The sequence below is a fragment of the Leucobacter komagatae genome, assembly GCF_006716085.1.
Classification (GTDB): domain Bacteria; phylum Actinomycetota; class Actinomycetes; order Actinomycetales; family Microbacteriaceae; genus Leucobacter; species Leucobacter komagatae.
This window is the reverse complement of sequence record NZ_VFON01000001.1, coordinates 2,394,498-2,408,076: the sequence shown is the minus strand read 5'-3', so window position 1 is coordinate 2,408,076 and position 13,579 is coordinate 2,394,498. Positions and strand designations below refer to the sequence as shown.

Below are 13,579 nucleotides of genomic sequence, written 5' to 3'. Positions count from 1 at the left end.
CCTTCGATGAGCGACATGACGTTCCCCCTCCCCGATGTCGGCGAGGGCCTGACCGAGGCAGAGATTGTCACGTGGCAGGTCGCGCCCGGCGACACTGTCGCGCTCAACCAGGTGATCTGCGAGATCGAGACCGCGAAGTCGCTCGTCGAGCTCCCGTCGCCGTTCACGGGCGTCGTCACCGAGCTACTTGCCGAGGTGGGGGAGACCGTGCCCGTCGGCCAGCCAATCATGCGCGTGCGGCCCGAGGGCGCGGTGGATCAGGATCCCGCCGCCGGTGACGCGCCCGCCGCCGCGGCGGCCCCGCCCGCCACGGCTCCCGCTGAGCCCGCTGAATCGGCTGAATCCGCTGAACCGGCTGCGCCCGCCAGCGCGGCCGGTGCCGCGGACGACGAGGGCGGCGCGGTGCTCGTGGGCTACGGCGCCGCGGGTAAGGTGCGGTCGCGCCGTCGCAGCGGGGGAGAACCGCTGCTCTCGGCGCCTCCGATCCCGGTCGCCGCCGCGTCGCCCGTGATCGCGAAGCCGCCGATTCGGAAGCTCGCGAAGGACCTCGGCGTCGACCTCGCTCAGGTCGCCGGCACCGGCATCGGCGGCGAGATCCTGCGTGACGACGTCGTGCGCCACGGCTCGCAGGCGAGCCTCTTCCGCAACATCTCCACGCCCGAGGTGCCCGCCGTCCGCGAAGAGCGGATCCCGCTCAAGGGCATGCGCAAGCAGATCGCGAAGGCGATGGTCACGAGCGCGTTCGAGGCGCCGCACGTCGGCGTCTTCGTCGACGTCGACGCGACCCGCACGATGGAGTTCGTGAAGCGGCTGAAGGCCTCGACCGACTTCGCCGGCATCAAGGTGTCGCCGCTGCTCATCTTCGCGAAGGCGATGCTGTGGGCGATTCGTCGCAACCCCGAAATCAACTCGACGTTCACCGAGACCGAGATCATTCGCCACCACTTTGTGAACCTCGGGATCGCCGCGGCGACCCCGCGCGGGCTCATCGTGCCGAATATCAAGGAGGCGCAGGAGCTCAGTCTGCGCGAGCTCGCGCAGGCGATCGAGCAGCTCACGATCACGGCGCGCGAGGGCCGCACGCAGCCCGAGGAGATGCAGCGCGGCACGATCACGCTGACGAACATCGGTGTGTTCGGGATGGACTTCGGCACGCCGATCTTGAACCCGGGCGAGGTTGCGATCATGGCCATGGGCACGATCAAGGAAAAGCCGTGGGTTGTCGACGGCCACGTGCGCCCGCGCATGGTGACGACCGTCGGCGGCTCGTTCGATCACCGCGTCGTCGATGGTGACGTGATCTCGCGTTTCGTTGCCGACGTCGCCTCGGTGCTTGAGGAGCCCGCGCTGCTGCTCGACTAGCTGGGTGCCGCCTGAGCGATCCGCGCCTTCTCGGGCGAAGCTCGCAGCCGAGGCATACGCTGGAGGGACAGATCTGCTCGCAGTCCTCCCCGGCTGACGAAGTCGGGGCGCGGCTGCGTGCGTTGACGCCGCCGCGATCAGGCGGAGGAAGCAGGATGTCGTGAAAATCCAAGCAGCAGTCGCCACAGCTCCGAGCACACCGCTCGATATTCGCGAGCTTGAGCTCGACGAACCGCGCGCAGACGAGGTGACCGTTCGCCTCGTCGCGAGCGGGGTGTGCCACACCGACGCGATCGTTCGCGACCAGTGGTACCCCGTGCCCCTCCCCGCCGTGCTCGGCCACGAGGGCTCGGGCGTGGTGACCGCGGTCGGCGCGGGCGTCACCGACCTCGTCGTCGGCGACAAGGTCGTGCTCGCCCCCGCGTCGTGCGGTGTGTGTGAGCAGTGCATCACGGGCCACCCGCAGTACTGCGTGGACTTCTACGCACTGAACTTCGGTGGCAGTCGTACCGACGGCTCAAGCTCGCTCTCAGCGGGCGGCGAGCGGATTTCGTCGAACTTCTTCGGGCAGTCGTCGTTTGCGACGTTCACGAACGCGCGAGCGCGGAATGCCGTGAAGGTGGCAGACGATGCGCCGCTCGAACTGCTCGGGCCGCTCGGCTGCGGCATCATGACGGGCTCTGGCGCCGTGCTCAACGTGCTTCGCCCGGCGCCGGGTGAGTCGATCGCGATCTTTGGGACGGGCGCGGTCGGGCTTGCCGGCATGCTCGCCGCTGTCGCCGCGGGCGCCACGACAATCATCATGGTTGACATCGTGCCCGAGCGCCTCGAGTTCGCGAAGGAGCTCGGGGCGACGCACGTCGTGAACTCGCGCGAGGTTGACCCCGTCGAGCAGATCCGCGAGATTACGGGCGGGCGCGGGGTGCAGTTCGCGCTTGACACGACCGGGGTGCCGCAGGTGTTCGCGCAGATGACCAAGTCGCTCGCAATTCGCGGGCATGGCGCGCTCGTTGGCGCTGCGAAGCTCGGCACGGACGCGCCGTTCGATATCGGAACGCTCCTCACGAGCGGCATCAGCATCTCGATGGTTGTCGAGGGCGACTCGGTGCCGCGCGAGTTCATTCCCCGGCTCATTTCGCTCTACGAGCGCGGCCTGTTCCCGTTCGACAAGCTTGTGAAGCAGTACGAGTTCTCCGAGATCAACACGGCTTTCGCTGACTCAGAATCGGGCGCGACGATCAAGCCCGTGCTGGTGTTCTAGCGCGCCTTTGGGCGCCCGCGCCCAGAGACGCGCTGTGTGGGCGGGCCGGGAGATATGCAACGATTGCCTGGTGGCCGGAGCGCTCCCCGCCCGGCCCGCACGACGAAAGGAACGCAGGATGCAGATTGCAGGGACCACGGCGCTTGTCACTGGCGCGGCCTCGGGGCTCGGCGCGGCAACGGCGGCGCTGCTCGCTGAGCGTGGAGCGACGGTGCTCGGACTCGACCTTCAGGCTTCGATCGACAAGGTGGGCGAGCCCGCGGCGGGTATCCGCTACATCGCCGCCGATGTGACGAGTGAGGAGCAGGTTGCCGCAGCGCTGAAGCTGAACGACGGTGAGCCCCCGATCCGCCTTGTTGTGAACTGCGCAGGCATTGCGCCGGCGAAGCGCGTGCTCTCGGGCAAGGGTGTGCACGACCTTGAGACGTTCCAGCGCACGCTAAACATCAACCTCGTTGGCACGTTCAACGTGCTCCGCCTCGCGGCGGAGGTTATGGCTGAGCAGGAGCCCGTCGACGAGTCGGGCCAGCGCGGCCTCATCGTCAACACCGCTTCGGTCGCCGCCTACGAGGGCCAGATCGGCCAGATCGCCTACGCTGCCTCGAAGGGTGGCGTTGTCGGCATGGGCATCACGGCCGCACGCGACCTCGCGCGGAACGGCATCCGCGTGAACACGATCGCTCCGGGCATCGTCGCGACACCGCTGCTTGAGGCCCTCGGCCCCGAGGTGAACGCTTCGCTGTCTGCATCGGTGCCGTTCCCGGCGCGCCTCGCGCGCCCCGACGAGTTTGCACAGCTCGTCACAATGATCGCCGAGCACGACTACCTGAACGGCGAAACCATCCGCATGGACGGCGCTCTGCGCATGGGGCCGAAGTAGGTTTCTCCGAGCTGTAACTCGGTTTGTCGGGGGCAGGTGCTAGGTTTGGGCACAGTTCCGACCGGGGTGCGCCTGCACCCGACAGACCTTGGGGGTGGTAGCGAATGATTCGATTCGACGCCGTCACCAAAACCTACGCCGACGGCACGAGGGCGGTGGGGGAGTTCTCGCTCACCATCCCCTCGCACCACGCGACAGTGTTCGTCGGTTCCTCCGGCAGCGGTAAGACGACGCTCCTGCGCATGGTCAACCGCATGGTCGAACCCACAAGTGGCAGCGTCTGGATCGACGGCCAAGACGTCTCTACGGCCGACCCGGTGCAGCTGCGCCGCTCGATCGGCTACGTGCTGCAGCAGGGCGGTCTGCTTCCGCACCGCACCGTACTCGACAACGTCGCAACGGTCGCGATCCTGAACGGCACCCCGAAGGCCCGCGCCCGCGCGCTCGCGAGCGAGATGCTCGAGCGCGTCGGCCTGAGCGCCGACCTCGGGCGGCGGTTCCCCGCCCAGCTCTCCGGCGGGCAGCAGCAACGCGTTGGCGTTGCGCGCGCGCTCGTTCCCGACCCGAATATCCTGCTCATGGACGAGCCCTTCGGAGCGGTCGACCCGATCGTGCGGCGCGAACTTCAGAACGAGCTCGGCAGGCTGCAGCGCGAGCTCGGCAAGACGATCTTGTTCGTCACCCACGACATCGACGAGGCGTTCCGGCTGGGTGACGAGGTCGTCGTGCTGCGCACCGGCGGCGAGATCGCCCAGTGCGGCACCCCGGCCGACATCCTCGCGCACCCCGCCGATGACTTCGTGCGGCACTTTATCGGCGCGGACGCGGCCGGCGGCGACCACGAGGCCCGCAAGCTCACGACGCGCGATGTCGACGGGCAGCGGATCGTGTTCGACAGCACGGGCAGGCCACTCGGAGTGATCGAGCCGTGAAGTGGCTCGCGCAGAACTGGTCGCAGGTGATCGAACTCGCCTGGGCACACCTGCAGCTGAGCCTCCCTGCGATCCTCCTCGCAACGCTTATTGCGATCCCGATCGGGCGGCTCTCCTTCCGCTACGGCAGGCTCGGCGGCGCGCTCACGAGCGCCGCCACGCTGCTCTACGCGATCCCCGCGCTCCCGCTGCTCATCATCATCCCGGCGGTCGTGGGCGTGCCCCTGCGCTCCGACGCGAACATGGTGGTCGCCCTCACGCTCTACGGCGTTGCGCTGCTCGTGCGCAGCGCGGCAGACGGCTTCGCGGCGGTCGATACGAGGGTGCGCGACGCTTCGCTCGCGATTGGTTTTTCAAGCAGGTCGGTGTTCTGGCGCGTCGACCTGCCCCTCGCGCTTCCCGTCATTCTCGCCGGGGTGCGGGTCGTGACGGTGTCGACGATCAGCTTGGTGACTGTCGGTGCGCTCATCGGGGTGTCGAGCCTCGGCACGCTGCTCACCGACGGGTTCCAGCGCGGCATCTTCGGTGAGGTGCTCACCGGGATCGTCGCGACGATCGTGCTCGCGCTCGTGCTCGACGGGCTGCTTCTGCTGCTCGGCCGCGCGCTCACGCCCTGGCGGAGGGTCGCCGCATGAACCTCTTTGCGGAGGCCCTCGCCTGGCTCTCAGACGGCGCGAACTGGGCCGGTTCAGGCGGTATCCCCGCGCGCATCGGCGAGCACCTGTGGGTCTCCTTCCTTGCGGTCGCGATCGCGGCGGTGATCGCGCTGCCGGCTGGCTTGCTGATTGGCCACACCCGCCGCGGGGTTGGGGCGATCGGGGCGCTCACGGGCGCCGCACGAGCGCTCCCGACGCTCGGCGTACTGACGGTGTTCGCCCTGTGGCTCGGCATCGGGCTCGCGGCCCCACTCGTCGCGCTCGTCGTGCTCGCGATCCCGTCGCTCCTCGCCGGGGCGTACTCGGGCGTGCAGGCCGTGCCGCGCGAAACGTCCCAGGCCGCGCGCGCGATCGGGATGCGCCCGGCGCAGGTGATCTGGCAGGTCGAGGTGCCGCTCGCGCTGCCCGTCATCGTCGGCGGGGTGCGCGCGGCCGTGCTGCAGGTCGTCGCGACGGCGACCCTCGCCGCCTACACCGCAGACCTCGGGCTCGGCAGGTACCTCTTCACCGGGCTGAAGACCCGCGACTACGGGCAGATGCTCGGGGCCGCGATCTTGGTCATCGCGCTCGCGCTGCTACTCGAAGTCGGGCTTGCGATGCTGCAGCGCGCGACCTCGGCGCGCCTAACCGCGCCCGCGACACCTGAGCCCTCACACACCACCGCAACAACCTGATTGGGAGACGAAGATGCACACACGATCATCACGCACACCACGACGGATCGGCCGCCTCGCCGCCCTCGGGCTCGCGGCGCTCGCGGGGGTGACGCTGCTCTCCGCGTGCGCGTCGGCAGACCCACTCGGCGACGGTGCTGGGGGCTCGGGCGGCTCGGGCGGCGCCGGGGAGTCGCAGACGCTCGTCGTCGGGTCGCAGGATTACTACTCGAACGAGATCGTCGCAGAGCTCTACGCCCAGGCGCTCGAAGACGGCGGCTTCACCGTTGACCGCCAGCTGCGCATCGGCCAGCGCGAGGTGTACATGCCCGAGATCGAGTCGGGGTCCATCGACGTGTTCCCCGAGTACACGGGCAACCTGCTGCAGTACCTCGACCCTGAAGCAGACGCGACGTCGAGCGACGACGTCTATGGCGCCCTCGAGGCGGCGCTGCCCAAGGGGCTTCGCGTGCTCGCGCAGTCTGAGGCCTCCGACCAGGATTCGTACGTCGTCACGAGCGACTTCGCGAAGCAGCACGGCCTCACCGAGATCGGCGACCTCGCCGGGGTCGAAGGCCTCACGCTCGGCGGCAACTCTGAGCTCGCCAAGCGCCCCTACGGCCCCGACGGGCTCAAGCAGGTCTACGGTGTCGATGTTGCGTTCACCCCGATCGAGGATTCGGGCGGGCCGCTCACGGTGAAGGCGCTGCGCGACGGCCAGGTGCAGCTCGTTGACCTGTACTCGGCCGACCCGGTGTTCGCGGATGGCGACCTCGTGGTGCTCTCGGACCCGAAGGGGCTGTTCCTCGCGTCGCACGTGGTGCCTGTTGTCTCTGACAAGGTTGACGCAGAGGCGGCCGCGATCATCGATGGGGTTTCTGCGGCGCTGACAGCTGAGGACCTGCAGCAGCTCGGCGCTCAGTCGGTGTCTGATCAGGCGCCGGCGTCGAAGATTGCTGCGGCGTGGTTGAAGGAAAAGGGGCTGGTGGGCTGAGCCGCCCGTTCCCCGATTCCCTGGTTCCTCGAGCAGCCGATTCCCTGACTTTGTCTCCGTTTTGACGTAGTTGCGGTGCCCTGAACTACGTCAAAACGCAGAGAAAGGTGCTGCACGAGGGGCGTAGCGGGGCCGGGGTCGCACGGGGCCGAGGGCCGGGGGCATTTGCAGGTGGCCAAGCTACGCACGAGTCTCCAGTGGGTGACCACGACCCAAAGAATGTATGCATTCTGCGAATCATTCAGCAATTTGGGTGGCAATTGAGCGCCCGAGTGTATACGCTGGATCGTAGGCGACACTGAAGCGTCGAGATCGGGGGTGTGTCGTGCGGGCAAGTGATCGGGCGTATGCGACCCTCCTTGACGAGATCCAGCGTGGCGAACTCGCCCCCGGGACGGTGCTCGGCGAGGTCGAACAGGCGGCCCGCCTCGGCGTGAGCCGCACGCCGGCCCGTGAGGCAATCGGCAGGCTCATCTCGAACGGGCTCGCAGCCCAGCTTTCGCCGCGCGTCACCGTTGTCTCCGACTTCCAGGCCGACGACATCCGGGCGCTCTTCGAAGTGAGGCGCGCGCTTGAGGAGAACACCGCGAGGATCGCAGCGGCCAAGGGCGACCCGGTCGTCTTCTCCGAACTCGCTGAGGCGTTCGCGGCGGCCCACCCCGAGAGTGGGGAAGTGGCGGCCGACTCGTACTACGACCTCATCGCCCGCTTCGACGAAGCGCTCGACGCCGCCGTCGGCAACCAGTACTTCACGAGCGCGCTGCGCACGATCCGCACGCACCTCGCACGGGCTCGGCGGCTCGCCCGCGACAACCGCGCGAGGCTGCACGCCTCGGTTGCCGAGCACACGCTCATCGCCCAGGCCATCGCGGCCGGCGACGGCGAACTCGCCGCACACGCCACGCACGTGCACCTGCACAACGCGCTCGCCTCGATTCTTACGTCGCTCGCCACCTCTGGCGCGAGCGGCGATCATCACAGCACAGCATCACCGTCAGAAGGGACAACACCATGACCGTCATTCACAACGTTCGCGTGTACAAGAGCGAAGAAACGCTCCCGCGTGAGGAGCAGCTCGCGTGGAAGATCGCCGAGGTCGCGACTGATCCCGTCGAGGTCGACGCCGATGTCCTCGACATGATCATCAACCGCATCATCGATAACGCCTCGGTTGCGGCAGCGTCGCTCACCCGCGGCCCGATCGTCGCCTCCCGCGCGCAGGCGCTCTCGCACCCCGTCTCGACGGGCGGCAAGGGCGCGTCAATCTTCGGCCTCGATGCTGAGCGCACGAGCCCGGAGTGGGCGGCCTGGACCAACGGCGTCGCGGTTCGCGAGCTCGACTACCACGACACCTTCCTCGCGGCCGAGTACTCGCACCCCGGCGACAACATCCCGCCGATCCTCGCGGTCGCTCAGCACGTTGGCAAGGACGGCCGCGCCCTCGTGCGCGCGATCGCCACCGGCTACGAGATTCAGATGGATCTCGTGCGCGCGATTTGCCTCCACAAGCACAAGATCGATCACGTCGCCCACATCGGCCCGTCGGCCGCGGCCGGCATCGGCACGCTGCTCGGCCTCGACACCGAGACGATCTACCAGGCCGTCGGCCAGGGCCTGCACACGACGACGGCGACCCGCCAGTCGCGCAAGGGCGAGATCTCGACCTGGAAGGCGCACGCGCCCGCGTTCGCGGGCAAGATGGCGGTCGAGGCCGTCGACCGCGCGATGCGCGGACAGACCTCGCCGAGCCCGATCTACGAAGGTGAAGACGGCGTCATCGCGTGGATGCTCGACGGCCCCGACGCGAAGTACCAGGTCCCGCTGCCCGCGAAGGGCGAGGCGAAGCGCGCGATCCTCGACAGCTACACGAAGGAGCACTCGGCCGAGTACCAGGCGCAGGCCTGGATCGACCTCGCGCGCAAGCTGAACGGTGAGCACCCCGAGCTCGTCGACCCGGCGAACGTGAAGAGCATCGTGCTGCACACGAGCCATCACACGCACTACGTGATCGGCTCGGGCGCGAACGACCCGCAGAAGTACGACCCCAATGCTTCACGTGAAACACTCGACCACTCGATCCCGTACATCTTCGCGGTCGCGCTGCAGGATGGCGGCTGGCACCACGTCGACTCGTACACCCCCGAGCGCGCAGGCCGAGCGGACACCGTCGAGCTGTGGCACAAGATCACGACCGCCGAGGATGCGGAGTGGACTCGCCGCTACCACTCGGAGGACCCCGACGAGAAGGCGTTCGGCGGCCGCGTGGAGATCGAGCTCGCCGACGGGACGAAGATCGTCGACGAGATTGCGGTCGCAGACGCTCACCCGCTCGGCGCGCGTCCGTTCGCCCGCGACAACTACATCGCGAAGTTCCGCCTGCTCGCCGAGCCCGTGCTCGAGCCGGCAGAGATCGAGCGCTTCCTCGAGCTCGTCCAGCGCCTGCCCGAGCTCTCGGCAGACGAGGTGCGCGAGCTCAACATCGTCGCGAAGGCGGGCGTCATCGACCTCGCGGCAGCCCCGAAGGGACTCTTCTAATGCTCTACTCAAACACCACCCCGGCCGACAAGCGTCGGCTGTTCCGCGAGCGGCTGGCAACGGGGGAGCTGCTGCGCTTCCCCGGCGCGTTCAACCCGCTCTCCGCGCGTCTCATCGAGCAGAAGGGCTTCGAGGGCGTGTACATCTCGGGGGCCGTGCTCGCTGCCGACCTCGGCCTCCCCGACATCGGGCTCACCACGCTGACCGAGGTCGCCGGCCGCGGCGAGCAGATCGCGCGCATGACCGAGCTGCCGGCGATCATCGACGCCGACACCGGTTTCGGCGAGCCGATGAACGTCGCGCGCACGATCCAGACGCTGGAGAACGCCGGGATCGCCGGCGCGCACATTGAGGATCAGATCAACCCGAAGCGTTGCGGGCACCTCGACGGCAAGGCCGTGGTTGACGAGTCGACCGCGACGAAGCGGATCCGCGCGGCACGCGACGCCAGGCGCGACGAGAACTTCCTCATCATGGCCCGCACCGACATCCGCGCGACCGCTGACGGCCCCCACGGGCTCGAACTCGCGAAGGATCGCGCGAAGGCCCTCGTCGACGCGGGTGCCGACGCGATCTTCCCCGAGGCGATGCGCACGCTCGAGGAGTTCGAGGCGATCCGCTCGGCGGTCGACGTGCCCCTACTGGCAAACATGACCGAGTTTGGCAAGAGCGAGCTGTTCACCACGCAGCAGCTCGCCGACGTCGGCATGAACATCGTGATCTGGCCTGTGTCGATGCTTCGCATCTCGATGGGGGCGACCGGCCGCGCGCTCGACACGATCAATGAGCACGGCACGCTCACCTCGAAGCTCGACGAGATGCAGCACAGGGCAGACCTGTACGATCTCGTGGACTACGAGGCATACAACCAGTTCGATACGAGCGTGTTCAATTTCGAGGTCGAGCGCTAAACCGCTCACCGCCCGCAGCACAAGCGAAGGAGCTTACCGTGACGGAGAATTCGACAGTCCAGATTCAGAAGGGCCTTGCCGGGGTCGTCGCCGATATGACGGCGATCTCGAAGGTCAACCCTGAGACCAACAGTCTCCTGTATCGGGGATACCCGGTGCAGGAGCTCGCGGCGACACAGCCCTTTGAGGCCGTCGCCTACCTGCTCTGGAACGGTGAACTGCCAAGCGCCGAGCAGCTCGCCGAGCTGCGGGCGGAGGAGCGGCGCCACCGCGCGCTCGCCGACAACGTGCGCGCCGCGATCGACCTGCTGCCGCTTAGTGCGCACCCGATGGATGAGGTGCGCACCGCAGTCAGCGTGATCGGGGCATCCGACGTGTCGGGGGCAGGATCGGTGCTCGACGCCGCGGGCAGCCCCGAGGAGAACCTGGCGCGGAGCGTCAGGCTGTACGCCGCGCTGCCAGCGATCGTCGCCTACGGCCAGCGCCGCAGGCGCGGCGAGCAGCTCGTGGAGCCGCGCGACGACCTCGACTACGCGGCGAACTTCCTGTGGATGACCTTCGGAGAGGAAGCAGACGAGGTCGTCGTCGACGCATTCAACCGCTCGATGACGCTCTACGCTGAGCACTCCTTCAACGCCTCCACGTTCACGGCGCGGGTGATTACCTCGACGCTGTCAGACCTCTACTCGGCCGTCGTCGGCGCGATCGGCGCCCTTAAGGGCCCACTCCACGGTGGTGCCAACGAGGCAGTCATGCACATCTTCGACGAGATCGGTGAGGCCGACAAGGTCGTCGCCTGGCTCGACGAGGCGCTCGCCGAGAAGCGGAAGATCATGGGTTTCGGCCACCGGGTATACAAGCGCGGCGACTCGCGTGTGCCGACGATGAAGGCGGCGCTCGACACCCTCGTCGAGCACTACGACAGGCCCGACGTTGCGGCGCTCTACGACGCGCTCGAGGGCGAGTTCGTGTCGCGCAAGGGCATCTACCCGAACCTCGACTACCCGTCGGGCCCGGCGTACAACCTCATCGGGTTCGACACCCTCACGTTCACGCCGCTGTTCATTGCCTCGCGCGTGACCGGGTGGACCGCGCACGTCATGGAGCAGACCGCGTCGAACGCGCTGATCCGCCCGCTCTCGGCCTACAACGGCGTCGACGAGCGCCACATTGACGGGTACGTGCCAGACGCCGAAGCGCTCGCCGCGGCCGAGCGCCCGGAGGAGCTGGGCTAGCCAAACACGACAGTCCTACCGGCTGTTCCGGGAAGGTTTCAGGTGGGTCGCGCAACAATTTCCACTTTGAGGCATTCCCTCACGTATGATGCGTTTACGAGGAAAACAAGCGTTCCGCCGGGGCGCAGGGCGGCACTGCAGCCCGAACGAGATCCCAGGCCGCGAGGCCGAATGAAGGAGAATCGATGAAGATTGTCGTGCTGGTCAAGGAGGTTCCCGATACTTACGGGGATCGCAAACTGAACCTTGAGACAGGAATCGCAGACCGCGCGGCCTCTGACACCGTGCTTGACGAGATCGGCGAGCGCGCGCTCGAGGCGGCCCTGTCGTACGCTGACGCGAACGACGGCACCGAGGTTGTCGTCTTGACGCTCGCGCCCGAGAGCGCAAGCGGCTCCATTCGCAAGGCGCTCGGTATGGGCGCCCACTCCGCGGTGCACGTCGTCGACGAGGGGCTCCTCGGGGCAGACCTCGGCCTCACCGCCGAGGTGCTCGCGAAGGCGATCGCGCGCGCCGGCTTCGACCTCGTCATCGCGGGCAACGCGTCGACTGACGGCTCGGGCGGCGCGGTGCCCGCCATGCTCGCGGAGCACCTGCGCGTACCCGGGCTCACGGGGCTCAGCGAAGTTGAGATCTCGGCAGCCGGCGTCTCGGGCGTTCGCCCGGTCGACGGTGGCGTGCAGAAGGTCTCGGCCGACCTGCCCGCGGTCATCTCGATCACCGAGGCGCTGCCCGAGGCGCGCTTCGCGAACTTCAAGGGCATCATGGCGGCGAAGAAGAAGCCACTCGAGGTGGTCTCGCTCGCAGATCTCGGCGTCGACGCTGAGGATCCGGCGGCGGCGCGGTCGATCATGACCGCTGTCGCTGAGAAGCCGGCGCGCGCCGCGGGCGTAAAGATCGTTGACGAGGGCGACGCGGGCACTCAGCTCGCGAACTACCTCATTGAGAACCGACTGGTATAGGGGCGAGGGGAAACAGATCATGGCTGAATTTGCACAGGACTCGATCCTTGTCGTCCTTGAACCACAGGCTTCCGGCGCGCTTGAGGACGCAGCTGCCGGGCTGCTCGGTGCGGCCTCGCAGGCTGGCACCCCCGTTGCGCTCGTGATCGGCCCGGAGGCGCTCGCCGCCGACGCCGCCGCGCTTGGCGCGACCCGGGTGCTCGTTGCGACCCCCACCGATTCCGCGGCGCTCGGCACGTTCGCCGTCGACGCGCTCGAGTCGGCCGCGGCCCTCGTCGCGCCCGACGCGGTGCTCGTCTCGAACTCACCAAACGGCCGCGACACCGCTGCCCGCTACGCCGCGCGATCGAAGTCCGCGCTCGCTGTCGACGCGATCGGTGTCGCGCGCGATGACCTTGGCGTCGTTGCACAGCACTCCGTCTACGGCGGCGCGTACAACGTCACGTCGGCCCCCACCTTTGGCGCACCGGTCGTCACGCTGCGCCAGGGCGCGGTCGACGCGCGCGCAGAGGCGCAGACGGCTCAGGCCGAGGCGCTCACCGTCACCGACACCGGCGCCCCGGCCGGCCGCATCGACTCGTTCGAGGCCGTCACCGAGGTCTCCTCGCGCCCCGAGCTTCGTGGGGCCGCCCGAGTTGTGTCGGGCGGGCGCGGGCTTGGGTCGAAGGAACAGTTCGCGCTTGTCGAGCAGCTCGCTGACGCACTTGGCGCGGCGATCGGTGCCTCGCGCGCGGCCGTCGACGCTGGCTTCGTGCCGAGCTCGTACCAGGTCGGCCAAACGGGTGTCTCGGTCTCCCCGCAGCTCTACATCGCGCTCGGCATCTCCGGCGCGATCCAGCACCGCGCAGGCATGCAGACCGCGAAGAACATCGTCGCAATCAACAAGGATGGCGACGCGCCGATCTTCGACGTCGCCGACTTTGGCGTTGTCGGCGACGTGTTCACCGTGGTGCCGCAGCTGCTCGCTGCGCTCGAAGCTAGGCAGTAGCGGCGATGGCGAGCTACTCCCAGTCGATTCGAAGCGGGCTGCCCCGCGTTCCGGGGGGTGAACCGTGGCCGCCAGCAGGGACCCTGGCTGGCGCGCCGGCGGTTGCGGTGGCCCCTGAGCCCACGGCCGCGCCGGCGCAGCCTGCACCCGCGCAGGCCCCAGTGGAGGCCCCCGCCGCCCAGGTTGCTGAGCCTGCGGCTCCCGCTGTTG

13 protein-coding genes are annotated in these 13,579 nt (G+C 68.3%); all 13 read left to right on the top strand.

Annotation, left to right across the window (positions count from 1 at the left end; genetic code table 11):
* The first annotated feature begins 6 nt into the window (after nucleotides 1-6).
* On the top strand, nucleotides 7-1,362 hold the full coding sequence (locus FB468_RS11000) for a dihydrolipoamide acetyltransferase family protein (RefSeq protein WP_141887381.1): 1,356 nt from the start codon (nucleotides 7-9) through the stop codon (nucleotides 1,360-1,362).
* 160 nt (nucleotides 1,363-1,522) lie between these two features.
* Entirely contained in the window at nucleotides 1,523-2,623 is a 1,101-nt protein-coding gene (locus tag FB468_RS10995; RefSeq protein WP_141887380.1) for an NAD(P)-dependent alcohol dehydrogenase, read from the top strand.
* Between the two features lie 118 nt (nucleotides 2,624-2,741).
* Nucleotides 2,742-3,503 (top strand): SDR family NAD(P)-dependent oxidoreductase, encoded by a 762-nt coding sequence (locus FB468_RS10990; RefSeq protein ID WP_141887379.1) that lies wholly within the window; start codon nucleotides 2,742-2,744, stop codon nucleotides 3,501-3,503.
* A 104-nt stretch (nucleotides 3,504-3,607) separates the two neighbouring features.
* Nucleotides 3,608-4,435: an ABC transporter ATP-binding protein gene (locus FB468_RS10985; protein WP_141887378.1), complete on the top strand. Its 828-nt coding sequence runs from the start codon at nucleotides 3,608-3,610 to the stop codon at nucleotides 4,433-4,435.
* Nucleotides 4,432-5,070: an ABC transporter permease gene (locus FB468_RS10980; protein ID WP_141887377.1), complete on the top strand. Its 639-nt coding sequence runs from the start codon at nucleotides 4,432-4,434 to the stop codon at nucleotides 5,068-5,070. Before FB468_RS10985 ends, FB468_RS10980 begins: the two co-directional genes overlap by 4 nt.
* Nucleotides 5,067-5,765: an ABC transporter permease gene (locus FB468_RS10975; RefSeq protein ID WP_141887376.1), complete on the top strand. Its 699-nt coding sequence runs from the start codon at nucleotides 5,067-5,069 to the stop codon at nucleotides 5,763-5,765. The genes FB468_RS10980 and FB468_RS10975 overlap by 4 nt, the downstream gene beginning before the upstream one ends.
* 13 nt (nucleotides 5,766-5,778) lie before the next feature.
* Nucleotides 5,779-6,738, top strand: a complete 960-nt coding sequence (locus FB468_RS10970; RefSeq protein ID WP_141887375.1) for an ABC transporter substrate-binding protein — start codon at nucleotides 5,779-5,781, stop codon at nucleotides 6,736-6,738.
* Nucleotides 6,739-7,063: 325 nt separating this feature from the next.
* Nucleotides 7,064-7,753 carry a GntR family transcriptional regulator gene (locus tag FB468_RS10965; protein WP_141887374.1) on the top strand — a complete coding sequence of 230 codons (690 nt, stop codon included), beginning with the start codon at nucleotides 7,064-7,066 and terminating at the stop codon, nucleotides 7,751-7,753.
* Nucleotides 7,750-9,273, top strand: a complete 1,524-nt coding sequence (locus FB468_RS10960) for an MmgE/PrpD family protein (protein WP_141887373.1) — start codon at nucleotides 7,750-7,752, stop codon at nucleotides 9,271-9,273. Before FB468_RS10965 ends, FB468_RS10960 begins: the two co-directional genes overlap by 4 nt.
* On the top strand, nucleotides 9,273-10,184 hold the full coding sequence (gene prpB, locus FB468_RS10955) for a methylisocitrate lyase (RefSeq protein ID WP_141887372.1): 912 nt from the start codon (nucleotides 9,273-9,275) through the stop codon (nucleotides 10,182-10,184). Before FB468_RS10960 ends, prpB begins: the two co-directional genes overlap by 1 nt.
* A gap of 38 nt (nucleotides 10,185-10,222) precedes the next feature.
* Nucleotides 10,223-11,419 carry a bifunctional 2-methylcitrate synthase/citrate synthase gene (locus FB468_RS10950; protein ID WP_141887371.1) on the top strand — a complete coding sequence of 399 codons (1,197 nt, stop codon included), beginning with the start codon at nucleotides 10,223-10,225 and terminating at the stop codon, nucleotides 11,417-11,419.
* Between the two features lie 185 nt (nucleotides 11,420-11,604).
* Complete coding sequence (locus tag FB468_RS10945) at nucleotides 11,605-12,381, top strand: electron transfer flavoprotein subunit beta/FixA family protein (RefSeq protein WP_141887370.1); 777 nt, start codon at nucleotides 11,605-11,607, stop codon at nucleotides 12,379-12,381.
* 19 nt (nucleotides 12,382-12,400) lie between these two features.
* On the top strand, nucleotides 12,401-13,369 hold the full coding sequence (locus FB468_RS10940; RefSeq protein WP_141887369.1) for an electron transfer flavoprotein subunit alpha/FixB family protein: 969 nt from the start codon (nucleotides 12,401-12,403) through the stop codon (nucleotides 13,367-13,369).
* Nucleotides 13,370-13,579: the final 210 nt, after the last annotated feature.